Below are 21,829 nucleotides of genomic sequence, written 5' to 3'. Positions count from 1 at the left end.
GCAGTTCTGACAGGTTGGCGTGGCTGCCGCCCGTCAGGAGTGAAGGAGAATACCCAAGAGGTTGAATTAATTGACGTTTGCCCCTGCCTGGCAGGTTGGCACGCTCGGTGCCTTGGCAGGCGAAGGGGGAAGAATCCCGCTGGTGCCCCCACGCGGGAGAGCCTGGAGCAAACGTGTTCAGCATTGCAGTGGTGTTGGGTGGGACCCGGGTTCCGACGAAGGGGACCTTGTCCAGCCGAGAGATCTTCGTAGGCCGGTCGAAGAAGTGTCACCTCGTCCTCAAGGACGACACGGTGTCGGGCATCCACTGTCGGCTGGTGGCCATCGAGGGGGGCGTCATCGTCCTGGACGAGGGGTCGACCAATGGCACCTGGCTCAACGGGGAGCTCGTGGTCCAGCCCACGGTGATGACGGCGGATGACGAGTTGCGCGTCGGTCCATACCTCTTGATGGTCCGGTCCTTGAGCGGAGGGGTGAGCGCGGCCACTCCACGAGTGCATGGCGAGCGCCCTCAGCGTGTGACTCCTCCGCCTGCCTCCGAGGCGTCTCCGCTCACGGAGCGCCCCGTCGTGGAGGAGCAGCCCACGGACATGCGGTTCTCCCAGGCGCAGTTGTTCTGGACGCTGCTCGGCTTCGAGCAGCCCGGCACCCTGGAGCAGGCCCGAGCCGCGTATCAGGCCCGGACCGAGGAGTGCCAGCCGGACAAGCTGGCGCGCCTCGGCACCGAGCTGCGCTCCCAGGCCGAGCAGCGGCTCCGGGAGGTGACGTTCGCCTGGGAGTACATCCAGCGGCTACTCCGGAAGTCCCGAGACGCCGCCTGAGCCGCGCTACTCAGAGGATGGCGCGCACCACGCCGCCATCCACGCGCAGGGACGCGCCGTTGGTGGCCGAGGACTTCGTGCTGGCCACGTAGACGATCAGGTTCGCGATCTCCTCGGTGGAGGCGAAGCGCTTCATGATCGAGGTGGGCCGGGCGTTGATGAAGAAGTCACGCTCGGCCGTCTTCGTGTCGATGCCCTGCGTCTTCGCCAGATCCGAGACGAACTGCCCCACGCCCTCGGAGAACGTCGGACCCGGCAGCACCGTGTTCACCGTCACCCCGGTCCCCGTGGTCAGCTCCGCGATCCCGCGCGCGATCGACACCTGGGCCGTCTTCGTCATGCCGTAGTGGATCATCTCCGAGGGGATCTGCACCGCGGACTCGCTCGACACGAAGATGATGCGTCCCCAGCCCTTCGCGCGCATCTTCGGGAAGTAGAAGCGGCTCAGCCGCACCCCGCTCATCACGTTGATCTCGAAGAAGCGCTGCCAGTCCTCATCGGGGATCTGCTCGAACGCCTTGGGCTCGAAGATGCCCACGTTGTTCACCAGCACATCCACGTCCGGGAAGGCCTTCGTGACCGCCTCGGCTCCCTTGGCGCTCGAGAAGTCCGCGGCCACGCCGGACACCTTCGCTCCGGGCACCGCCTTGAGGAGCTCCTGCTTCGCGCGCTCGATGCGCTGCTCCTGGCGCCCGTTCAGGATGACATGTGCTCCCTCGCGCGCCAGTCCTATCGCCGCGGACAGACCGATACCCGCCGTCGAGCCCGTCACCAATGCCGTCTTTCCCTCAAGACCCAGATCCATGTCGTGACTCCTCCGTAGACGGGCGGAGAGATGCTCCAGCCCTTGATGCGTTTCAAGACTTCGCGCTCAAGTCACCACGAGGCGCTCGAGGGCCGCGCGCAGGCGCTCGGGCATCGACACGGCCTTGCGTGTCTGGCGGTCCACGAAGACGTGCACGAAATACCCGTGGGCCGAGCTCTGACTCTCGCCCTCCTTGAAGATGCCGATGCCGTACGTCACCGAGCGGTTCCCCAGCTTGTTCACCCGCAGCCCTGCCCGGAGCCGGTCCGGGTACGAGAGCGGGACGCGGTAGGAGCAGCGCGACTCCACGACCAGCGCGATGACGGGGCTGGAGTGGATGTTCAAGCCTCCCTCCTGGATGAGGTAGTGGTTCGCGACCGTGTCGAAGTAGCTGTAGTAGGTGACGTTGTTGATGTGGCCGTAGACATCGTTGTCCATCCACCGGGTGGTGATGGGCAGGAAGTAGCGGTAGCGATCTGCGGGCTCGGCGTCGGTCACCATGGTTGCCTCGGCGGGGGTTACCAGTAGCTCAGGGCCTGGCGGAACAGTTGCGTGAGCACGGGCCGTGTCATCTCCCGGGGAGCGTTCTGCAGCAAGCGCTGCTGCGGGAAGGCGCCCTCCGTCAGGGGAGCCAGATCGCTCTCGGAGTAGCCCACGCCCGTCAGCCCGTTGGGGATGCTCACCGCGCGCATGAGGTGGATCAGCTTCCCCGCGAGCACCTCGCCCGCGTCGCCCGGGGTGGCTCCTCGCACGTCCGCGCCCAGCCACTCCGCGGCCTCCAGGTGGCGATCGGGGCTCGACTCCGCCGTGTAACGGAACACCGCCGGAGCGTTCAGGATCACCGCCATTCCGTGGGGCACCAGCGGCTCGTGTTGAGGGTAGCCCGAGGGTCGGAAGTCCCGCACCAGCCCGGCCACTGCGTAGGCCATGCCGTGGGGCGCGTGCACGCCGGCGTTGCCGAACGCGATGCCCGCCAGCGTGGCGGCCCACATCAGTTGCTCGCGCGCCTCGTGGTCCTGCGCATCCGTCACTCCGCGCACCAGGTACTCGCCCATCAGGCGCAGCGCTTCACGGCAGCCGAGATCGCTCCAGGGGTTGGCTCCCTGGCTCATGGGGCGCAGGCTCGGCCGGGCCGGGGCAGGGCGGCGCACGTAGGGCCGCGCGGTATAGGACTCCAGCGCGTGGGAGAGCACGTCCAACCCGCTGGCGGCTACCACCTCGCTCGGCAGGCTCTCGGTGCAGTCGGGATCGATGAGCGCCTCGGTGGGCCTCAGCGCGAGCGAGGCAATGCCTGTCTTCGCCTGGATCGAGAGCAGATCGAAGATGGTGATGCCCGTGACTTCGCTCCCTGTCCCCGAGGTGGTGGGGCAGGCGATGTGAGGCTTGAGCGGTCCAGGCACCGGGCGCCCCGCGCCCACCGGAGCATTCACATACGTCAGGAAGTCCGCCGGGTACGTGGCGTAGAGGTTGGCGCCCTTGCAGGTGTCGATCACCGAGCCGCCTCCCAGGGACACATAGCCGTCCGGCCGGGCCTCCGAGGCGAACCGCGCGGCGTCCAGGAAGGACTGGTCCGTGGGCTCGACGTGCACGTCCGTATAGACGACCACGTCCAACCCCGCCGCGCTCAGGGACTGGCGCACCTTCTCGAAGTACGGCAGGCGCGCCAGCCGCTCGTCGGAGAACAGGGCCACGCGCTTCATTCCCAGAGCCCGGGCCCGGTCTCCTACCTCCGCCAGACACCCTCGGCCGAAGGTGATCCGCGAGGTGTCCACCGTGAACGCACTGTCGCAGCCTTCTCCCACGTGGTCGTAGTGGCAGCAGCGCATCGTTTCCCTCTGGAGCAGTCTGTCAGGCACTGTACCGGAGCAGGGGGGCCGCGCCACGTCTTGCCGTGCATCCAACCGGCCTTCATCAGGCAGAGGACAGGTGGGAGAGCATCCCGTCCTGAGGCCGGTTATGGTGGGGGCGCATGGATGACAAGCTGAAGGAACGGCTGAGCTGGTTCGGGAGCAAAGGCTATGACCGCTCGCTGGTCGGCATGGAGGTTCTGCAGGTAGAGGGCGGAAAGGCGCGTGTCCGCCTGCCTGTGGGAGAGGCGGTGCAGAACATCGGCGGCGCCCTGCACGGTGGCGCCGTGGCCACGCTCGTGGACGTGGTGGGCACGCTGGCCATCATGAGCGCGGATCGGGACTACCGGCCCGGCGTCTCCACGGACCTCAATGTGTCCTGGTTCTCGCCGGCCCCCGGCGGCTCGACCGTCATCGTCGAGGCCACCGTGCTCAAGTCCGGGCGCACCCTGGCCTTCGTCCAGGTGGACCTCCGCCGCGAGAACGATGGCGTCCTGGTCGCCCAGGGCCGGATGACCAAGTTTCTCTGAGCGCGCGCCATGCTGATCGGCAGACTCATCGTCGTCCTCCTGCTGAACCTGCTGGCCTACGTCACCCTCCGAAGGCTGTGGCCCGCGATTGCAAGCGGCTGGCGCCGGTGGACCTTCGTAGGGCTGGTGGCACTGTCGCTCCTGGCGTGGGCGCTGCCAGTCGCGCTCGGCTTCGGACTCCGGTCCGATATCCCCGTCATCGGCCTCCCTCTGAAGATCTTCTCCGTGCTGTGGATCGTCACGGCGCTGATCAGCGTGGTGTTCGGTTCGCCCTTCGCGATCCATCGATGGTGGAAGAGCCGTCGCGCCGCTGCCTCGACTTCGGGGGGAACTCCGGGCGTGGTGGACCTGGAGCGGCGGAGTCTGCTCGTGAACGTGGGGCGCGCGGTACCGCTCGTGGCCGTGGGAACGGCCTCCGCGGGTGTGGTGAGTGGTATCTCTCGCTTCGTGGTGCGCGAAATGGAGGTGCGGCTGCGTCACCTGCCCGCGGCGCTCGAGGGCTTCCGCATCGGTCAGATCACCGACATCCACGTGGGCCCCTTCATCAGCCCCACCTATCTCCGGGCGGCCGTGGAGGCGATGAACGAGGCCGGCGTGCACCTGCAGGTGATGACGGGCGACCTCATCGATGATCTGGAGCAGCTCGACGAGACGATGGCGGCGCTCGCGGCGTGCAAGGCGCCTCATGGCATGGTGGCCATCCTGGGCAACCACGAGCACTGGCGGGGCCTGGAGCCCATCCTCGATGGCTATGAATCCCTCAAGAAGCGGGAGGCTCCCGTACGCCTGCTCGTGGACGAGTCGCACGTCATCGAGCACGGCGGCGAGCGCCTGCGCGTCGTCGGTGTCGACTACCCGATGGGCACGCGCAATCCGTTCGTGAAGGCGCAGCGCATGCGCCGCTCGGCCGAAGTGGCCTTCCAGGGGGCCTCTCCCGACGAGGTGGTGCTGTGCCTGTCCCACCACCCGTCCTTCTTCCCGTATGCCGCTGAGAGTGGTGCGCACCTCACGCTCTCGGGCCACACGCATGGAGGGCAGGTGGCCCTGTTGGGCATCCCCCTGTTCGGCTTCGTCTTCGAATTCATGCTGGGCCGCTACCAGCAGAAGGACAGCCACCTCTATGTCTCGGGTGGCACGGGGCACTGGCTCCCGTTCCGGATCGGCATCCCCGCCGAGGTGACGATCCTCACGCTCCGTCAGGCGTAGCGGCACGTCCGGAGCAGCGTGGGCACTCCATGGGGGGCATGCCGGAGTCCTCTTATGACGCGGTGGTGGTGGGCGCGGGCTTCGGCGGGCTCGCCACGGCGCTCGAGTTGGCACAGCGCGGCGCCCGCGTTGCCCTGTGCGAGGCGCTCAACTATCCCGGCGGCTGTGCCAGCACATTCCACCGCGATGGCTACGCGTTCGAGTCCGGCGCGACCTTGTTCTCTGGCCTCGCCGAGGAGCAGCTCTTCGGCCAGTGGGTGCGGCGGTATGGGCTCGACGTGGAGGTGGACTGGATCGATCCGCTCGTGGAGCTGCGCACGCCTTCGCTGAAGCTGAGCGTCCATCGGGATCGCCAGCGCTTTCTGGAGCAGCTCTTCCTCCTACCGGATGCTCCCGTGGGTGGGCTGCGGGACTTCTTTGCCCTCCAGCGCCAGGTGGCCGATGCCCTCTGGGCGCTCTTCGATGAGCCCGCGCTGTTGCCTCCGCTGGATGTCCGGGCCCTGCTGCGCCACGCCGCCCGCGTGCCCCGGTACGTGCCCCTGTTGCGCTGGCTGGGCCGTCCCCTGGGAGCCGTGCTCGAGCACTTCGGGCTCCTGCGCTTCACCCCGCTGCGCACGTTCCTGGACGCGCTCTGCCAGATCACCGTCCAGTGCAGCGCCGCCGAGGCCGAGGCTCCCATCGCCCTGGCCGCCATGGACTACTACTGGCGGGGAACGGGCCATGTACGGGGCGGCATTGGCCGGCTCGCATCGGCGCTCGTGGAGGCCATCCAGCGCAGCGGCGGTCAGGTGCTGCTCGCCAACCGGGTGAAGTCCCTGGCCCCCGAGCCCGGCGGCTGGCGGGTGGAGACACGCCGGGGCGAACTGCATGCCCGGCAGGTGGCCGCCAACGTGCTGCCTCGGGGGCTGCTGCGCCTGCTGGGCCTGCCTCCGGAGCGGCTGCCTCGACTCGTGGAACTGGCCGGGCGCGTGGAGGAGGGGTGGGGCGCGGCCATGCTGTACCGCGTGGCGCGGGCTCCCGAGGGCGCTCCGGCCAAGGCCTGCCATCTGGAGCTGGTCCAGGACGAATCCGCCCCGCTCGTGGAGGGCAATCACCTCTTCGTCTCCATCAGCGGAGAGGCGGACACCGGCCGCGCGCCTCCGGGCTACCGCACGCTCACCCTCTCCACCCATGTGCCTCTGCGCCGCATGGCCGAGCAGTCCCCCGAGGCCCAGGGCCGCTACATCGCCGGCATCCAGTCCCGGATGCGCGAAGGCCTGGCACGGCTGGCACCCGAGTGGGAGGCCCACGTGCTCCACGAGCTGACGGCCTCGCCTCGGACCTTCGAGCGCTTCACCCGGCGCGACGCAGGAGCGGTGGGAGGCGTTCCGCGCCGCGCCGGCCTGCACCAGTACCGAGAGCTGAGCCCACGGCCGGTGGCCGAAGGGCTCTGGCTCGTGGGGGACTCTGTCTTCCCGGGGCAGAGCACCCTCGCCACCGCGCTCGGAGGCATTCGCACCGCCGCCCGCATCGCCGCTCGCCGCTGAGGCCCACACAGGCCTTCCTGTAAGGCCTGTAAAACAAGTAAAGCTTGTGAGAGCCTCAAAATTTATTCACGGCGTAAAAAGCGGAGCGCTGCTGTTTAAGGCCGCCGCAACAGAAGCGGCGTTTGCGATGTCCCTGCATCGGAGCTCATGACCTTCTAAGAAGGAGGAGCGCTCCGTTGGGGGAGGAGACACATGCCACAGGCGAAGGGAACGGTCCTTGTTACGGGAGGCAACCGAGGGATCGGGTTCGAGGTATGCCGGCAACTGGCCCGCGCGGGGATGCGGGTGCTGCTGACGGCCAGGGACACCGCTGGCGGCGAGCAGGCGGCCCGCACGCTGCGCACCGAGAGCCTGGACGTCGTCTTCGAGCCGCTGGATGTGGCCTCGCAGGAGAGCATCCTCACGCTGGCCACGAAGCTGGAGCGTCAGGGACAGCGGCTGTCGGCGCTGGTGAACAACGCCGCCATCACCATGGATGGCTTCGACGCGCGCGTGGCCGAGCAGACGACGGTGGTGAACTTCTTCGGGGCCTGGCTCGTGGCGGAGCGGCTGGGGCTCTTGCTGGAGAAGCACGGGCGGCTCGTCATGGTGTCGAGCGATGGGGGCGAGCTGGGGAGGCTGTGTCCGGAGATCCGCCGCCGGTTCGATCCGCCGCCTTCGAAGGAGACGCTGGCCGCGCTGGTGCGAGAGTTCATCGAGGACGTGCGCAGCGGGCAGTTTGCGCGCAAGGGCTGGCCGCGCTCGGCGTACCGGGTCTCGAAGGCGGCGCTCAACGCGCTGACGCGGCGGCTGGCGGAGGAGTTCAAGGAGCGGCAGTTGCTGGTGAACGCTGTGTGTCCGGGTTGGGTGCGCACGCGCATGGGCGGTCCCAGCGCTCCGCTCAGCGTGGAGGCGGGTGCCGACACCATCGCCTGGGCGGCGATGCTGCCTCCGGATGGCCCCTCGGGTGGGTTCTTCCAGGATCGCAAGCCGATCGCCTGGTAGCGGCGGCGCGGGTCACACGAGCACGGAGGGCTCGCCCACCTCGCGCTGCATGAGCTCGGCGGCCCGGGTGTCTCGCGGTACGCCGAAGCGCTGGCGCGAACAGGCCAGGAGTTGTCCCGCGTAGACGCTGTCATCCAGTCCCGCGGCGAGCTGGCCGTGCTGCACCATGAGCCTCGCCCGTTCATCCACCAGCCGGGCGAGCACGCGCGCCTGCTCCGGGGCGGCGAACAGGCCGACGACCGACTTCGCGTCGAAGCGCGTGAGCGTGTCGAACTCCATGCCGAGGGTGGCCAGGCACGCCTCGCGGATGCTCCGCAGGCCCGCGTCCAGGGAAGAACCCTCCCGCTCGCGAGCGAAGGCCGAGGTGAAGCGGCTCAGCTCGCGGACGGCATACAGCGCGAAGGCGTGTCGCAGGACGGTCAAGGGGCTCCCCGCACGCTCAGGAGATGCCCTTGCGCAGCCGGGTCCAGTCGAAGTTGGCCGCCGGGTCGCTCTTGCGGCCCTTGGGCACGGCCACGTCCTTGTGGCCGACGATGTTGTCCATGGGGACCTTGTATTCCTGCTTCAGGAAGCCCACGAGCTGCGTCAGCGACTTGTACTGCGCCTCGGTGAAGGCCGTCTTGCCGCTGCCGTCATTGACGATCTCGATGCCGATGGAGCGGCCGTTCACGTCCGTGGGCTCGCCGTGCAGCTCGCCCTTGCCGGCGTGCCAGGCGCGCTTGGTGTCATTGACGAGCTGGTAGATCTTCCCATCGCGGTCCACCATGTAGTGCGCGGACACCTCGGCCTTCGGATCCTTCATGTGCGCCAGGTCCGCCGCGCCGTTGTTGGACGCGGTGTGGTGGATGACGATGGTGTCGATGTCCATCCCCTTGCGATCATCGAAGTTGGGCGAGGGCGCGCTGACGACCGGCGGCTTCTTGAAGACGCCCGGCGTGGAGGGCGTCTGGGTCGTCCCTCCCGTCTTGGCCAGCTCCTTCTTCAGTGCCGCCTGCGTCTGCTCGCCGTAGTAGCCAGTGGTGGGCAGCTTCTGGTCCGTCTGGAACTTCTTCACCGCCGCCTCGGTCTGCTTGCCGAAGATGCCGGGCCCCGAGGCCACCTGAGCCGCCGTCAGGTACTTCAGCTTCACGAGCGCATCTTGGAGCTGCTTGACCTTGGGACCCTTGTCTCCCTCCTTCAGGCCCGCGGCCGGCGCGGTCACGGTGGGCTGGGTGGCGGCAGCCGCAGTGCGCGGAGCCGCGGCGGAGGTACGGGTCGTCGTCGTCATGGAACTCTCGGGAGGGAGGGACGTTTCTTACCGCTCCCGTGGATTGTTCCAGAAATACGGCACGAGGTAAACGGGGCTTCCGGAATTTTGGATCAGCGGGCCTTGCGCTGCTCCTCCCAGACGGGGCGGTAGTCGTAGGTGGCGTAGAACTCGGTGCGGAACGCACCCCACGCGCCCTTCTCGATGGCGAGGTTGACCGTGCGCAGCTTCTCCGGGGGCACGCGCAGGGTGACGACCTGTCCGATTCCCATCATCACGTACCAGGAGACCACCTCCACGCCCTCGGGCGGGAAGTTCTTCCGGAAGCCGGTGCGATCGAGCTGCGCGTTGATCTCGTCCAGCGTCTTGGTCTGGTCGTGGCGCAGGAAGATGGTGAGCAGGATGGCGCCGTCACCCGCAGCGGGCTTGGGGGCGGGAGCCTCGGCGTGGGTGGGCAGCGCCAGCGCCAGGCTCGCGACGACGGCCAGTGCCACGCGGTGGATGGAGAAGGAGTGGAGCGAGCTCATGCGGGTGTCCTCCAGGGGGGCCTCTTGCCAGGAGCAAGGGACGCGGTTACACATCAGGTATGCGTCATTGGGTGTGTGCTCGTCGATTTAGCAGCCCCCCGGCCCCGTTCGGGTGTCGGGAGGCCGTGCTGCCGTAGCGCGCACTCCTCTCGGTAGCGGATCGCCACCTCGGCGTGATGCTCGCCCGGACTCGCCGGGGGGGCATTCGAGGCTGTGACCGTTCCGTTCCCTTCCGAGCCGAGAGGTTTTCCCATGTCTATCTCCATTCTGAGCGCCGCCGACGTGCGGCGCGCGCTGTCCGTTCGCGATCTCACCGACCCGTCCGCTGGCCCCCACGCGATGCAGCAGCTCATCGACGCTGCGCTGGAGGCCCTGCGCCGAGCGTGGGGCTGCGAAGTCCAGGTCCACCGGCAGAGTCCCATCGTCTCCGTCGCCGACAACTACGATCATCTCCACTACCCACCCGAGGGCGCCGCGCGAGACGCTCGCTACACGCGCTACGTCTGTGACACCGCGCTGCTGCGAACGCAGACCTCGGCGATGATCCCGGGCCGGCTGCGCCAGCTACGCGAAGCCTCACCTGAGGATGTGCTTCTGGCGTGTCCCGGGCTCGTCTATCGGCGCGACTGCATCGACCGGCTCCACACCGGCGAGCCTCACCAGATGGATCTCTGGCGCGTGCGGCGAGGCGAACCTCTGGGCGTGGCGGACTTGCAAGAGATGATCGAGACAGTCGTCCGTGCCGTACTCCCGGGACGGGAATTGCGTGTGGAGCCGGCGAGGCACCCGTACACGACGGATGGCCTGCAGATCGACGTCCGCGAGGGCTCGCAGTGGGTGGAGATCGGCGAGTGCGGACTGGCCCTGCCGGCGCTGCTGGTGGAGTGCGGCCTGGAGCAGGGGAGCACCACGGGGCTGGCCATGGGCCTGGGGCTCGACCGCATCCTGATGTTGCGCAAGGGGGTGGACGACATCCGGTTGCTGCGCTCGGCGGATCCGCGCATCGCCTCGCAGCTGCTCGACCTGGAGCCATACCGCCCGGTGTCGTCCATGCCGGCGGTGCGCAGGGACGTGTCCCTGGTGCTGCAAGAGGACGACACGCCCGAGGAACTGGGCGACGCGGTCCGTGCCGCGCTGGGCGATCGGGCGGAATTGGTGGAGAGCGTGGAGGTGCTCTCCGAGACACCGTACCGAGCGCTTCCCGCATCGGCCGTGGCGAGGATGGGCGTTTCCCCTGGGCAGAAGAACGTGCTGCTGCGCGTGGTGCTGCGCTCGCTGGAACGCACGCTCACGCACGAGGAGTGCAACACGCTGCGAGACGACATCTACGCCGCGCTGCATCGGGGCTCGGCGTGGGAGTGGGCGGCGCGAGCAGCCGGTGAGCGCCCGGTGAGCGCTCAGGGGCGTATTGAAAAATAACGCCCGCGTGGCAACTCGTACCCCGTCGGCACGGGCGGGGTACGATGCGGGCCATGCTCTTCGGAAGCAAAGCGCCCCAGTCGCGTTCGGAGATCATCGCAGCAGCCGATCAGGCGCGCTCCAAGGGCCGGTTGAACAAGGCCATCGCGGGGTACCGGAAGGCCCTGGAGCTGGAGCCGAAGGATCCCGTCGTGCACGGGAAGCTTGCGCCGTTGCTGGCACGAGCGAAGCAGGCCGAGGCGGCGCTCCAGAGCTTCCAGGCCGCGGCGCAGGGGCACCTGGACAAGGGCTTCGCGGACAAGGCGCTGGCCGTGTACGCGCAGGCGGCGGACACGTTCCCGCACAACGTGAAGCTGTGGCAGCAGTTGTCGCAGCTGAACCTCTCGAAGGGGCACCGCGTGGACGCGTTGAAGACGCTGCTGCGAGGCCGGCTCCACTTCCGCCGCAAAGACGAGCGCCGAGGCGCCATCACCCTGCTGCAGGACGTGCTGGCGCTGGATCCCACGATGTTCGAGGTGAAGCTGGATCTGGCGGTGCAACTGGCGGGCGAGCGGCACCAGGCCGAGGCGATGGCCCTGCTCAACCCGCTGGAGCGGGAGGCGCGGGATCGCCGTCAGCTTCGGAGGCTGCGCTGGGCGCTGGTGCGCGTGGCTCCCAGCGCGGGGGCCTGGGGACGGTGGGTGAGAGCCGTGGCGCTCGGGCGCTGACGGCGCTCACGCGGCAGTGACGGGCAGGCCCAGGACGTACGTCACGGGCGGCTTGCCGGGCATGCGCGCTTCGCCGACCTCCCAGGTGTAGCCCTCGCGAGCCAGGGACTGTGTCATGTGGCGCAGCTCCTCGATCCGATGAGCGCGCAGCGTGGAGACGAGCCCATCCCAGAAGATGGTTAGCGGGAACACCGGCACGACATACGTCAGGAGCAGCCTTGGCAGTGTGAGCGGGCGGATGAGCGGGGTGAAGAGCAGCACGAGCAGCGGGATGAACAGCGCGCTCAACACCCCTCGAGGAGAGCGCTCGACCACCTCGAACACCCCGATGGGTACGCCTTGCGCCTGGGCATCCGCCAGCAGCGCGCGCGCCGCGTCCGGCCGGAACTCGTGAAGAGCATTGAACAGGGTCCTCATGCCGCGCAGCCCGGCGGGCACTTGTAGAGCGTCCACCGGCTGCTCCAGGTACTCCGCTCCGGCGGCGCGAGCGCGAGCGCGGGCCTGAGCGTTCGGAAACAGATCGCTCTGCACCAGGCGAACCTGCCGCCCCTGCTTGCGCGCCAGCAGCTCCCTCAGCCGCGGCAGCGGCCCTCCGCCTCCAGAGCCCAGATCGAGCACTTCGTTGGTGTTCCCTGCCTCCAGGCCTCGCAGGAGCAGGGGAGCCACCGCGTCGAAGAGGCCCATCCGCTGGCTGATGGTGGCCAGATAGTTCGTGGAATGGTCGCGCAGGGCCGTGGGGTACCAGTCCTGGCCGAGCAGTTCGAAGAGGTGCAGCCGGGGCCACGGGGTTCGGGGTTGCGTCATGGTGGTGTCCATGGCTTCAAGGTGCCCGCAGAGGGGATGTTCCGCACTGACTCCGGACGCCAGAACGGATTGCCGTGCGCGCCAGGGACCCGGTAGACCTGCGGGCCATGTCCTCCCCGGCTGTCGCCTCGCTCTCTACCCGGCAGGTCCGCCATGCCCTCCAGGCCCTGAATGGACTGAGCCTGCCCACGGTGGACTCGGAGCGGCTGTGCCGGGAGTTTGGCGTGTCCCGCGCCGAGCTGGAGGACCCCGAGGTCCGCATTCCCTACGCCACGCTGGACGCGCTGTTGGAGCGAGCCGTCGAGCTCAGTGGCGATGACAACCTGGGCCTGCACATGGCCAGTCTGCCCGTGGTGGATCCGGATGACGTGGGCTCGGCGGTGATCGCCACCAGCGCCAACCTGGCCGAGTCCCTGGAGCGAGGCGCGCGCTACCAGCGCGTCTGGGGGGATGGAGAGCGCCTGCGCTACGAGGAGACCCCGCGCGGAGTGAGGATGCGGTTCACGCCCGTGGGAGCCTGGCGGCCGGCGCACCGCCACCTGGCGGAGATGGCCATGGCGCAGTTCGTCCAGGGGGCTCGGCTGCTGACGGAGCACGACATCACCCCGTTGTGCGTGCGCTTCGTCCACCCCGAGCCCGCGGACACACGAGAGCACCGGGAGCGCTACGGCTGCCCGATCCTCTTCAACGCTCCCGCCAACGACATCGAGTTCTCCCGGGAGGATGCCGCCCGGCCGTTCGTTCACGCGGATGCGCTCGTCCACTCCATCTTCGAGCGCCAGATCCAGAAGCTCTTGAGCACCCTACCGGAGGAGCCTGGTGTCTCGGTGCGGGTCCAGGCCTGGCTGCAGCGCTCGCTGGCGGGAGGGGACTGCTCCTTCGCGGCGGTGGCCCGAGCGCTGCACATGCCAGCGCGGACGCTCCAGCGGCGTCTGGCGGCAGAGGGGCAGAGCTACGCCCGCATCCTCGAGGAATTGCGTCGGCAGCGCGCGGCGGACTTCCTACAGCGCCGGGTGTCGATCGCCGAGGTCTCCTTCCTGCTGGGCTACAGCGATCCGAGCGTCTTCCATCGCGCCTTCAAGCGCTGGTGGGGCATGAGCCCCGAGTCCTTCCGCCAGCGCCATGGCGGCTATTAGCAACTTCATTGAAATCACGAGCTGGGACGGTCGCTTCTGCTCGCCCCCGACTTGCAGGCGCGGGTGCTTGAAATCGAGGCCGTCGGCGGAGCAGTCCCCCTTGCCGAGCGGACCCGCCGAGAGGTGGAGCGCGCTGCTGCGCGGGCCGAGCAGCGGACAGCATGGGGGACGCTTACATGTCGATAGTGATCGCCGCCTCGGCCTCGACCTGCGGCTTGATGGCTGCGTAGACACCCGGCCCAAACACGGAGACGACGAGCGAGAATTTCATTTCCTGCGTCCGCAGCGGCTTGCGCTGATCCCACCAGCCGAGTACCGGGGCGATCGAGATGAGCTTGTCGTTGACCAGCTCGGACATCTTCCCGCGCCAGCGGTCGCTCTGGACAGTGCCTCGGCTTCGAGTCTGGATGCCGACGTCCCAGTCGAACGACCTGGTCTTCGTGGGCTTCACGCGCTTGCCGTCGGCGCCTAGCGTGCGCTTCTGCACGTTGATTCGCTGAAGGAAGGCGTCGTCTGACTCCTGCGGGCCCTGCATGTCCCACTTCAGATCAAGCCCGTGGTACGTGCGACGGCCGAACTTGTTGGGCTCGGCAAAGTACGAGAGAGTCACACGCAGCTCGACGTCCGGGTCGGAGTCGGTCAGTAGCCTCTCAGGCAGCGGAAGTCGGTAAAGCTTTATCTTGCGGCGAACCTTCGGTTCCGTCGCCTTCGTCGTGGCCTTCTTGGGCGGCGTCTTCTTCGGCTCCTCCTCAATGACCGCGTTCGGCATCGTGTCCTCGACGATGATCGTCGCGACACCTTGCGCGCATTCCGAGGCGAGCCGCTCGTTTGGTACGCCGTAGCCACAGGCTTGGAGCCGGTCGCTCAGGCCGGGAAAGTCCTCGAGCATTGCCTTCGACCAGCTCGCGGAGTGGACGATCAATCCGCGCACGGTCTCGGGCTGAAGCTTCGGCTCGAGCGTCCAAATGCGAGCGGCGAGATGCGCAGCGCGCGCGCTGGCCTCGCTGGTCATCGACATCAGCCCCACCGAGTTCCCATGCGTGTGACGATGGCTCGTCGTGAGCGCCGACAACGTGGGCACGGTCGCGTCGGTGAGCGTGCCGGAGATCGCCAGGTTGCCCCCCTCGAGCACCACGTCGGGCTTGACGGGCCACTCGTTCCCGACGAGGCCGGTGCTGGTGTACGGCGAGATTCCGCCCGGCTTCGTCGCAACAACACGGGCCTCGGCGTAGTCCTTGTCGTTCGGCAACTCGACGCGCGCGGTGAACGCACCGACGGTGAGCGCATTCGAGGCCTGGGCAGGCTGGTGAATCTTCTCCGAGAGCTGTAGCTGTGGGTGTAGCTCCGCAAGCTTGAGCCACTGGTTATCGCGCGCGTTGCCCGCCGAAACGATCATCAGCCGCCCGTTCCCGTCGCGGAACGAGAGCTGGTCAACCGCCTGACTCCAAAGCGTCGGTGCGAGGCCTTCGAGCGGTGGATCCTGCATCGTCCGTGTGATCGCGAGCACGAAAGCGCGGTTTCGTGCCCGAGCGTCGGCCTCTTCTGCGGAGCGAACAGCGCGCTCTGTGAGCACTGGCCACTTCTCGTAATTCTCATCGGCAGCGGTGCCGTAGCCCGGCGCGATGAGGAGGCGGCTGCTCTGCAGCCAGTGCGGTGCCTCGGCGCTTCCTCGCTCGATGACTGCGCCCACATCGCGGTACAGAGCCAAGCCCGCCATCTTCGTGCCGTGGCCGTGGGTGTCCTCAGGCGACGGGATTTCAGGACCGGCTGTTGTCGCGGTAAGGATCGCCGGCTTGAGGAGCGGGTGCCCGGTGGCGATGCCCGTGTCCAGCACCACGACCGATGGCGCATCTTCGTGTGGCTGGGCGAGTGCAAATTTGGCGAGGTCCTTCGTCGACATGTCGTCGAGCAGCTTGAGATCGCGCAGCGGCTGCGGTGCCAGCTCGACCTCATAGATGCAGTCGGTCGCGGCACGAAGCGCATCGAGCTGGGCACGGGTCACGCGCACAAAGAAGTAGACTTGCTCGGGGCCGAGGAACTCGTCGAGCTTCTGGTTCACGCCGAGGCGGTAGAGTTGCCGAGCAATCTGCGCCCGACTCCCATTCGTGTCGTCGACGGGGTTGCGGTAGCCGCCACGGCAGCCGATCTCGAACCAGAACGGGCGATCGTCGGGTAGCGCATCAGCACGAAGCTGCGCACCGCCGAGGTCCTCGAGTTCCGCGAGGCCAATGCTCCCCACCGGTGCGATCGCTCGCTCCTTGTCCCGGTGGGTCGTGACCGTCCCATCCTTTGCGGTCTTCGTCTCCACCTTCGCGTCGTCGGCGAACGCGTCGAGCTTCTTCCGCAGGTACTCAAGGTCCGCGTTGGCGACGTCAAGAACCACAGTGCCCTCTGGCATGACGCCGACAAGCCGCGCATCACTACGGGTGTCGTCGAGCTGGTCTGAGGCAAGCTGTGCATTGGCGGCAGGTCGCACGGCGACGATCTCGCGCTTCGCCAACTCGTCACGCGCAGTCTCGGCTCGAGCCTTCACCTGCTGCGTGATGGTATCGAGCTGCTGGAGGAGGGCCGTTCGGTGCGCCTTCGGATTGAGCGACGGCATCTTGGGCGGCGTGCCGCCGCCGCCCTGTGGCGCTTCGTAGGTGTCCACCGAGGTGATTCGTCCTCGGAGGAGGGGGAGCCGCTTGTCGGCCATTTGATCAGCTCCTGACCGGTACGTTGCGTCGCTTCAACTCCTCCAGCGCCAGGACGACATCACGCTCGGAGATCTCTTCGCGATCATCGAGCGCCATCGTACGCACCGCATCATCACAAGCGCGAGCCACGTCCGCAAAGCTCCAGCCCTCGGCATTCCCGGCGAGCCGCTCGGCAGCCTCCGCGCTGAGCCCCAGGGTCGAGAGCCGGAGCTTCAGCAGGTCGGAGATCTGCTCACGCGAGGGTTTGTCGAACGGCACGATCACGTCGAAGCGCCGGAACACGGCGCGGTCCAGGAGCTCGACGTGGTTCGTCGCGGCGACGAGGATGCTGCCGCTCATGTCGGCGTCGACGAGCTGAAGGAACGCAGTGACGACACGGTTCATCTCGCCAACGTCCTGCGAGTCGCCACGCGCCTTCGCCACCGAGTCGAACTCGTCGAACAAGTACACGCCCGGCCGGCGAGGCATCTCCGAGAAGATCGCTCGGAGTTGCACTGCCGTCGCGCCAAGGAATCGCGAGAAGAGCGCGTCGAAGCGCACAGTCATCAGCGGAAGCCCCATCTCACCCGCGAGCACAGCAGCAGCGAGGGTTTTTCCGCACCCTGGCGGCCCGTGGAAGAGCAAGCGCCGGCGCGGCGAAACCCCGAACCGCTCAAGTCGAGCACGCGACCGGTTCTCGGAGATCACCCTCAGGAGCGTCTCGTGAGACTCGGGGCGCAAGACGATGTCGCGGAGGCGCTCGTCGCGGTGACCACCCTCGAGCATGTCCGCGAGTTCGCCTCGTGGCGTAGCGATGTCGACGACGGGCCCCTGCTTGCGAATGCTCGTCGCCGGCATCTTCGCGATGATTGACCGGATCTCCTCGGCGACGCGCACGTGGCCTGCGCTGCTCTCGGCCGCCGCAAGCTGCAGTGCCGCCTTGCGGAACGCCGACTCGTCGCCCTCGGCATGAGACTGCAGCAGCAGCTTGAGGATGTCGGCCTTCATGGCGCTGATTCGGATCCCGAGAGGATCTGCCTCCGTAGTTCCACAGCTTGGCGGCGGGGGTACAGCCGGTAGGCGTTCATCGGCGGAGAACCTCGGCGGCCGCCTTGAAGGTCAGGACCTCGTCGTCGCCGCTCTCGGTTGCGTCCACTGACGAAGCTTAGACAAGCTTGCTCGTGGGGACAAGCTCCTGTCTACCCGGGTGTTCAGTTGCACGGCCGGATGCATGCTCGCGTGCAAGCCCCTCCAAATCGACTCCAGTCTAGCCGACTCAGCGCTCTTGCCCTTGGTGGCGCGGGTGCTCCAGTGGTGATCGGCGAACTCGCTGAACACCTGGAGTGCTCCCCACACAGTCCCGCGGATGAGGCCTTCGATGCCGGTGTCAGCGTGGAACAGGTCGATCACGTTGCTGGGCGGCTCGAGCAGCCGCGGGTGCTCCAGTCGTCCTGTGGAGGCAGCAGCACGTTTCGCCGCTCGTTGCAGCGCGTGTCGCTGGTGGGGCGTCAACTGGATGCGACGCGTTTCTGCCTCCACAGATCGTTCTCTTCCAACGCCACTTCGGCGTTAGGGGTATATCCCCTGCACGAACTTTCTTCCGATGGCTTGGGGCATACTGCGCGCCGCATGCGCTACTTCGACGACTTCCAACCGGGCGAGATCATCCAGACCGGCACGTACACGGTGCCTGGCGAGGAGATCATCGCCTTCGCCCAGCAGTTCGATCCCCAGCCCTTCCACATCGATGAGGAGGCCGCCCGCCGCTCCATCTTCGGAGGGATCATCGCGAGCGGCTGGCACACCGCCTCCATCTCGCACCGGCTCTTCGTGGAGGGGCTGCTGAGGACCTCCTCCAGCATGGGCTCACCGGGGTTGGACGAGCTGCGCTGGCTGCTGCCGGTCCGGCCCGGGGATTCGCTCACGGTTCGGGTCGAGGTGCTCTCCACCACGCCCTCGCGCAGCAAGCCGGATCGAGGGGCGATCAAGTTCCGGTTCGAGGTCCGCAACCAGAAGGACGAGGTCGTCATGACCGAGCTGGCCACAGCCTTGTTCGCGCGACGCCCAGCAGGAGACAGTCCTCCCAAGGGGTAGGGGGGTGGGGCATCCGTTCCTCACGCAGCGGCTGAAGGGAAGGTAGACTGCCGCGCGCATATGCGAGGCATCTTCCTTTCCTTCCTGGTGCTGGGGTTTGTCGGCTGCAAGAGCGTGGGGCCTGATGAGGCCGCCATCCACGTCGTGGCCTCCTACGACTTCAAGGCGGGCTGCATCGTCGTGGAAGCGCACGACAAGGATGCGCCGGAGAAGTCGCAGACGAAGCAGATCCCGGTGCTCGACCGGAGTCCTCCCGCGAAGGTCGACGTCGCCGTGTTCCGAGCCGCGGACTGGGGGAGCACGGTCGCCATCACCGTCACCGCGCATGAGCGCACGTGCGATGGGGCCGAGGTGGCCCGGGAGACTCGTGAGTCCTCCCTGAAGAAGGCTGGAATCGAGGAGGTCTCGCTCCTGCTGTCCGCTCCGGACGAGGACGGTGACACCTACGTGTCGACCTCGCATGGCGGCACGGACTGCGACGACCAGGACGCGAACTCCAACCCTGGATTCACGACGGACGAGTGCGACGGCCACGACAACGACTGCCGCAACGGCGTGGACGATGGGCACCCCGTGGTGGACTTTTTCCTGGACGAGGATGACGACGGCGTGGGGGCTGGGCCGGCGGTGAAGGCGTGCATGGCTCCTCTCCACCATGTCGCACTCTCCGGGGACTGCGATGATCACAACGCCTCGCGGGCTCCTGGAAAGACGGAGTCCTGCGACGACGTGGACAACGATTGTAACGACAAGGTCGATGACGGACTGTCGACGGTTTCCTACTACCGGGACGCGGATGGAGACGGTTACGGCGTGGAGGCGGACAAGAGGGAGAGCTGCAACAAGCCCACGGGGTACGTGTCGAACACCTCCTTCGACTGCAATGACGGCAACGCCGACGTGCACCCCGGAGCTACCGAGCTGTGCAACGGCGAGGACGAGAACTGTGCAGGAGGGGCCGACGAGACCTTCACCCAGAAGGGGCAGGCCTGCACCAACAGCGGTTGCTCGGGCACATACATCTGCGATACCGACCCCAAGAAGCCTGTCGTGTGCAACGCGCCGCAGCCTGTCTCCTACTATGTGGATTCCGACGGGGATGGACAGGGCACCAGCCTGAGTCCCGTGGAGAACGCCTGTCCTCCGACGGTGCCGTCCGGCAAGGTCACCAACAACACGGATTGTGATGACACGGATCCCCTCACCCAGGTAGGCGCGCAGGAGATCTGCGATGACCGGGACAACAACTGCGTCAACGGGAAGACGGACGAGGCGGCTGTCTGCAACGGCAAGGGCTGGAAGGCGGTCACCATGCCAAACGGCCGGGACTGGTACACCGTGGCGTTGGGGACGGGAGGCTCGCCCGTGTGGGTTGCGGGTGCATCTGGGGCGCTTGCCTGGCGAGCCAATTCCGCGACAGGGAGCTTCACGGAGTTCCATCAGAAGTGCGGCAACATCACGTGGTTCGCCGCCTGGGTGCGGCCGAGCGACGGGGCCGTGTTCCTGGCGGGAGACGGAGGCTACATGGCCACGTACACCGCGAACGCAGCCGACTGCGCCACGACGAACACCGGGAGCGCGATGGGTGGGCCGTCGAGCAGCCCCCTCCGGGGAATCGTGGGCATCGAGTCCGGTACTGGGACCACCGTCTATGCCGTGAATGGCCAGGGGTCTCTCTACTCCTGGACACCCGGCAACTTGCCGGTCTTCAGGAGCTATCGCTCCGTGCCTCTGCCCTACTGGGACATCCACACGGCGAATCCCTCCACGCTCTTGATCGCGGCGGAGGCCTTGGCCGACACCCCTCAGGTCGACAGCTTCGATTTGGTCGAGAGCGCGCGGACTGTCCACGCGATGGATGACGTTCCCGCCGCAAACAAGTACGGGCTGCATGGCATCTGGGCCTGGGACAGCACTCACGCCGTCGCAGTAGGGAGGAAGGGGAACATCGTCTGGTGGAATGGGGCCACCGCCTGGAAGTTCCTGAGCCCCGACCCCGCCATGCAGGTGGATCTCAACGCCGTGTCCGCGCTCGACCGGTCCTCGGCGTACATCGCCAGCCAGGACGGCAGGATCCGCCGGCCGACGCCGACGGGTTGGGTGGAGCACTACTACTCGGGAGGCACTGCCCTCCGGGACATCGCGGCCAGTTCACGCCAGAACATCTGGGCCGTGGGCAACTCCATTGTGCTGCACTTCGCGGAGTGACAGGGGAAATCCCCCCACGCCGCGCATTCCGTTGAGCCGGGCGGCGCCCTTCCTCTAGAGTCGCTCCGGGCTCCACGGGGGAGCGGCCCGCTCCAGGTTCGTCCTACCCGCGTGGACTCGCCTTCAACCAAGGAGCGACGCGGATGCGGAACCTCAAGCCGTTGGCCGTAGGTGTGGTGATTGCTGCTGCGGGCCATGCCCTGGCCGCCCCTCCCAAGCAGCTCGGCAAGCCCGAGGGCAAGCTCAACATCATCGCCTGGCCGGGCTACGTCGAGCGCGGCGAGACGGACAAGAAGTACGACTGGGTCTCCCAGTTCGAGAAGGACTCCGGCTGCAAGGTCAACGTGAAGACGGCCGCCACCTCGGACGAGATGGTGAGCCTGATGAACCAGGGCGGGTACGATCTCGTCACCGCCTCTGGCGACGCCAGCCTGCGCCTGGTGTACGGCAAGAAGGTGCAGGAGCTGAACCTGGAGCTCATCCCCTCGTGGAAGACGGTGGACGATCGCCTGAAGAACGCGCCCTGGCACACCGTGGAGGGCAAGCACTACGGCGTGCCCTACCAGTGGGGCCCCAACGTGCTCATGTACAACACCAACATCTTCAAGACGCCGCCCACCTCGTGGTCCGTCGTCTTCGAGCCGCAGAACCTGCCGGATGGCAAGCCCAACAAGGGCCGCGTGCAGGCCTATGACGGCCCCATCTACATCGCCGACGCGGCGCTCTACCTGATGAAGAAGCAGCCGGACCTGGGCATCAAGGATCCGTACGAGCTCAACGAGAAGCAGTACGCGGAGGCGCTCAAGCTGCTGCGTCAGCAGAAGCCGCTCACCCACCGCTACTGGCACGACGTCACCGTGCAGATGAACGACTTCAAGAACGAGGGCATCGCCGTGTCCAGCGCCTGGCCCTATCAGGTGAACGCGCTGAAGGGCGAGAAGCAGCCCATCGCCTCGACGATCCCCTCGGAGGGCTCCACGGGGTGGGCGGACACCACGATGCTGCACACGGAGGCGCAGAACCCGGTGTGCGCGTACAAGTGGATCGAGTGGTCGCTGAACAAGAATCTCCAGTCGGCGCTGGCCGAGTGGTTTGGCTCCAACCCCGTGGTGCCTGACGCCTGTAAGACTCCGGCCCCGGGGGGAACCGACGTGTGCAAGACAAACGGCTTCGACCGCTTCGAGCAGGTCCGCTTCTGGAAGACGCCGATCGCCAAATGCGCTAGCCAGGGGACATGCGTGCCTTACAGCAAATGGACGCAGGACTACATCGCCATCATGGGCGGGCGCTGAGC

At 67.3% G+C, this 21,829-nt stretch carries 21 protein-coding genes; 11 read left to right on the top strand and 10 right to left on the bottom strand.

All coding sequences use genetic code 11. The features are described from left to right. The first annotated feature begins 173 nt into the window (after positions 1 to 173). Positions 174 to 821, top strand: coding sequence for an FHA domain-containing protein (locus KY501_RS44155; RefSeq protein ID WP_224370512.1), 648 nt, complete (start codon positions 174 to 176; stop codon positions 819 to 821). A 10-nt stretch (positions 822 to 831) separates the two neighbouring features. Here KY501_RS44155 and KY501_RS44150 read toward each other — a convergent pair whose 3' ends face one another. The 3 genes from KY501_RS44150 to KY501_RS44140 form a co-directional block, all read right to left on the bottom strand. Next, positions 832 to 1,626, bottom strand: coding sequence for an SDR family NAD(P)-dependent oxidoreductase (locus KY501_RS44150; protein ID WP_224370510.1), 795 nt, complete (start codon positions 1,624 to 1,626; stop codon positions 832 to 834). Positions 1,627 to 1,692: 66 nt separating this feature from the next. After that, positions 1,693 to 2,127 carry an acyl-CoA thioesterase gene (locus tag KY501_RS44145; RefSeq protein WP_224370508.1) on the bottom strand — a complete coding sequence of 145 codons (435 nt, stop codon included), beginning with the start codon at positions 2,125 to 2,127 and terminating at the stop codon, positions 1,693 to 1,695. A gap of 17 nt (positions 2,128 to 2,144) precedes the next feature. After that, a complete protein-coding gene (locus KY501_RS44140) occupies positions 2,145 to 3,452 on the bottom strand; it encodes a hydroxyacid-oxoacid transhydrogenase (RefSeq protein WP_224370506.1) in 1,308 nt (435 codons plus the stop codon). Between the two features lie 143 nt (positions 3,453 to 3,595). Between KY501_RS44140 and KY501_RS44135 the strand changes: the two genes are divergently transcribed. The 4 genes from KY501_RS44135 to KY501_RS44120 all read left to right on the top strand — a co-directional run bounded on the left by KY501_RS44135 (position 3,596) and on the right by KY501_RS44120 (position 7,719). Then, complete coding sequence (locus KY501_RS44135; protein ID WP_224370504.1) at positions 3,596 to 4,003, top strand: PaaI family thioesterase; 408 nt, start codon at positions 3,596 to 3,598, stop codon at positions 4,001 to 4,003. A 15-nt stretch (positions 4,004 to 4,018) separates the two neighbouring features. After that, positions 4,019 to 5,209: a metallophosphoesterase gene (locus tag KY501_RS44130; RefSeq protein ID WP_224370536.1), complete on the top strand. Its 1,191-nt coding sequence runs from the start codon at positions 4,019 to 4,021 to the stop codon at positions 5,207 to 5,209. A 38-nt stretch (positions 5,210 to 5,247) separates the two neighbouring features. Continuing rightward, positions 5,248 to 6,735, top strand: coding sequence for a phytoene desaturase family protein (locus KY501_RS44125; RefSeq protein WP_224370502.1), 1,488 nt, complete (start codon positions 5,248 to 5,250; stop codon positions 6,733 to 6,735). A 192-nt stretch (positions 6,736 to 6,927) separates the two neighbouring features. Continuing rightward, positions 6,928 to 7,719: an SDR family NAD(P)-dependent oxidoreductase gene (locus KY501_RS44120; RefSeq protein WP_224370500.1), complete on the top strand. Its 792-nt coding sequence runs from the start codon at positions 6,928 to 6,930 to the stop codon at positions 7,717 to 7,719. Positions 7,720 to 7,731: 12 nt separating this feature from the next. Here KY501_RS44120 and KY501_RS44115 read toward each other — a convergent pair whose 3' ends face one another. The 3 genes from KY501_RS44115 to KY501_RS44105 all read right to left on the bottom strand — a co-directional run bounded on the left by KY501_RS44115 (position 7,732) and on the right by KY501_RS44105 (position 9,492). Beyond that, positions 7,732 to 8,142, bottom strand: coding sequence for a hypothetical protein (locus KY501_RS44115; RefSeq protein WP_224370498.1), 411 nt, complete (start codon positions 8,140 to 8,142; stop codon positions 7,732 to 7,734). Positions 8,143 to 8,158: 16 nt separating this feature from the next. After that, positions 8,159 to 8,986, bottom strand: coding sequence for a peptidoglycan recognition protein family protein (locus tag KY501_RS44110; RefSeq protein ID WP_224370495.1), 828 nt, complete (start codon positions 8,984 to 8,986; stop codon positions 8,159 to 8,161). 92 nt (positions 8,987 to 9,078) lie between these two features. Continuing rightward, positions 9,079 to 9,492 carry a hypothetical protein gene (locus KY501_RS44105; RefSeq protein ID WP_224370493.1) on the bottom strand — a complete coding sequence of 138 codons (414 nt, stop codon included), beginning with the start codon at positions 9,490 to 9,492 and terminating at the stop codon, positions 9,079 to 9,081. Positions 9,493 to 9,744: 252 nt separating this feature from the next. Here KY501_RS44105 and srmL point away from each other — a divergent pair, with 252 nt between their 5' ends. Beyond that, positions 9,745 to 10,911 (top strand): PheS-related mystery ligase SrmL, encoded by a 1,167-nt coding sequence (gene srmL / locus KY501_RS44100; protein ID WP_224370491.1) that lies wholly within the window; start codon positions 9,745 to 9,747, stop codon positions 10,909 to 10,911. Between the two features lie 53 nt (positions 10,912 to 10,964). Continuing rightward, complete coding sequence (locus KY501_RS44095) at positions 10,965 to 11,618, top strand: tetratricopeptide repeat protein (protein ID WP_224370489.1); 654 nt, start codon at positions 10,965 to 10,967, stop codon at positions 11,616 to 11,618. Positions 11,619 to 11,624: 6 nt separating this feature from the next. On the opposite strand, the gene KY501_RS44090 is transcribed toward KY501_RS44095, so the two are convergent. Then, entirely contained in the window at positions 11,625 to 12,422 is a 798-nt protein-coding gene (locus KY501_RS44090; RefSeq protein ID WP_224370487.1) for a hypothetical protein, read from the bottom strand. A gap of 107 nt (positions 12,423 to 12,529) precedes the next feature. Here KY501_RS44090 and KY501_RS44085 point away from each other — a divergent pair, with 107 nt between their 5' ends. After that, positions 12,530 to 13,558: an AraC family transcriptional regulator gene (locus tag KY501_RS44085; protein WP_224370486.1), complete on the top strand. Its 1,029-nt coding sequence runs from the start codon at positions 12,530 to 12,532 to the stop codon at positions 13,556 to 13,558. Positions 13,559 to 13,730: 172 nt separating this feature from the next. Here the strand turns inward: KY501_RS44085 and KY501_RS44080 are convergent, their stop codons facing one another. The 3 genes from KY501_RS44080 to KY501_RS54460 all read right to left on the bottom strand — a co-directional run bounded on the left by KY501_RS44080 (position 13,731) and on the right by KY501_RS54460 (position 17,772). Then, a complete protein-coding gene (locus KY501_RS44080; protein ID WP_224370484.1) occupies positions 13,731 to 16,253 on the bottom strand; it encodes a S8 family peptidase in 2,523 nt (840 codons plus the stop codon). 4 nt (positions 16,254 to 16,257) lie between these two features. Beyond that, complete coding sequence (locus tag KY501_RS44075; protein ID WP_224370482.1) at positions 16,258 to 17,241, bottom strand: AAA family ATPase; 984 nt, start codon at positions 17,239 to 17,241, stop codon at positions 16,258 to 16,260. A 111-nt stretch (positions 17,242 to 17,352) separates the two neighbouring features. Continuing rightward, positions 17,353 to 17,772 carry a DUF932 domain-containing protein gene (locus KY501_RS54460; RefSeq protein ID WP_224370481.1) on the bottom strand — a complete coding sequence of 140 codons (420 nt, stop codon included), beginning with the start codon at positions 17,770 to 17,772 and terminating at the stop codon, positions 17,353 to 17,355. A gap of 90 nt (positions 17,773 to 17,862) precedes the next feature. On the opposite strand from KY501_RS54460, the gene KY501_RS44065 reads away from it, so the two are divergent. The 3 genes from KY501_RS44065 to KY501_RS44055 all read left to right on the top strand — a co-directional run bounded on the left by KY501_RS44065 (position 17,863) and on the right by KY501_RS44055 (position 21,827). Continuing rightward, positions 17,863 to 18,327 carry a MaoC family dehydratase gene (locus KY501_RS44065; RefSeq protein WP_224370478.1) on the top strand — a complete coding sequence of 155 codons (465 nt, stop codon included), beginning with the start codon at positions 17,863 to 17,865 and terminating at the stop codon, positions 18,325 to 18,327. A 60-nt stretch (positions 18,328 to 18,387) separates the two neighbouring features. After that, on the top strand, positions 18,388 to 20,535 hold the full coding sequence (locus KY501_RS44060; protein WP_224370477.1) for a putative metal-binding motif-containing protein: 2,148 nt from the start codon (positions 18,388 to 18,390) through the stop codon (positions 20,533 to 20,535). 143 nt (positions 20,536 to 20,678) lie between these two features. Then, positions 20,679 to 21,827 carry an ABC transporter substrate-binding protein gene (locus KY501_RS44055; RefSeq protein ID WP_224370475.1) on the top strand — a complete coding sequence of 383 codons (1,149 nt, stop codon included), beginning with the start codon at positions 20,679 to 20,681 and terminating at the stop codon, positions 21,825 to 21,827. Positions 21,828 to 21,829 lie beyond the last annotated feature (2 nt).

Origin of the sequence: Hyalangium versicolor, assembly GCF_020103695.1 — a bacterium.
Lineage (GTDB): Bacteria > Myxococcota > Myxococcia > Myxococcales > Myxococcaceae > Hyalangium > Hyalangium versicolor.
The sequence above is the reverse complement of the archived record's forward strand: the minus strand, read 5'-3'. Positions and strand labels throughout refer to the sequence as shown.

What these genes read in the sequence shown, in the direction of transcription:
- KY501_RS44110 (WP_224370495.1), bottom strand. Translation starts at nt 8,986, where the DNA reads ATGACGACGACGACCCGTACCTCCGCCGCGGCTCCGCGCACTGCGGCT.
- KY501_RS44085 (WP_224370486.1), top strand. Translation starts at nt 12,530, where the DNA reads ATGTCCTCCCCGGCTGTCGCCTCGCTCTCTACCCGGCAGGTCCGCCAT.
- KY501_RS44090 (WP_224370487.1), bottom strand. Translation starts at nt 12,422, where the DNA reads ATGACGCAACCCCGAACCCCGTGGCCCCGGCTGCACCTCTTCGAACTG.
- KY501_RS44065 (WP_224370478.1), top strand. Translation starts at nt 17,863, where the DNA reads ATGCGCTACTTCGACGACTTCCAACCGGGCGAGATCATCCAGACCGGC.
- KY501_RS44140 (WP_224370506.1), bottom strand. Translation starts at nt 3,452, where the DNA reads ATGCGCTGCTGCCACTACGACCACGTGGGAGAAGGCTGCGACAGTGCG.
- KY501_RS44095 (WP_224370489.1), top strand. Translation starts at nt 10,965, where the DNA reads ATGCTCTTCGGAAGCAAAGCGCCCCAGTCGCGTTCGGAGATCATCGCA.
- KY501_RS44075 (WP_224370482.1), bottom strand. Translation starts at nt 17,241, where the DNA reads ATGAAGGCCGACATCCTCAAGCTGCTGCTGCAGTCTCATGCCGAGGGC.
- KY501_RS44080 (WP_224370484.1), bottom strand. Translation starts at nt 16,253, where the DNA reads ATGGCCGACAAGCGGCTCCCCCTCCTCCGAGGACGAATCACCTCGGTG.
- KY501_RS44145 (WP_224370508.1), bottom strand. Translation starts at nt 2,127, where the DNA reads ATGGTGACCGACGCCGAGCCCGCAGATCGCTACCGCTACTTCCTGCCC.
- KY501_RS44125 (WP_224370502.1), top strand. Translation starts at nt 5,248, where the DNA reads ATGCCGGAGTCCTCTTATGACGCGGTGGTGGTGGGCGCGGGCTTCGGC.
- KY501_RS44120 (WP_224370500.1), top strand. Translation starts at nt 6,928, where the DNA reads ATGCCACAGGCGAAGGGAACGGTCCTTGTTACGGGAGGCAACCGAGGG.
- KY501_RS44135 (WP_224370504.1), top strand. Translation starts at nt 3,596, where the DNA reads ATGGATGACAAGCTGAAGGAACGGCTGAGCTGGTTCGGGAGCAAAGGC.
- KY501_RS44055 (WP_224370475.1), top strand. Translation starts at nt 20,679, where the DNA reads ATGCGGAACCTCAAGCCGTTGGCCGTAGGTGTGGTGATTGCTGCTGCG.
- KY501_RS44060 (WP_224370477.1), top strand. Translation starts at nt 18,388, where the DNA reads ATGCGAGGCATCTTCCTTTCCTTCCTGGTGCTGGGGTTTGTCGGCTGC.
- srmL (WP_224370491.1), top strand. Translation starts at nt 9,745, where the DNA reads ATGTCTATCTCCATTCTGAGCGCCGCCGACGTGCGGCGCGCGCTGTCC.
- KY501_RS44150 (WP_224370510.1), bottom strand. Translation starts at nt 1,626, where the DNA reads ATGGATCTGGGTCTTGAGGGAAAGACGGCATTGGTGACGGGCTCGACG.
- KY501_RS44105 (WP_224370493.1), bottom strand. Translation starts at nt 9,492, where the DNA reads ATGAGCTCGCTCCACTCCTTCTCCATCCACCGCGTGGCACTGGCCGTC.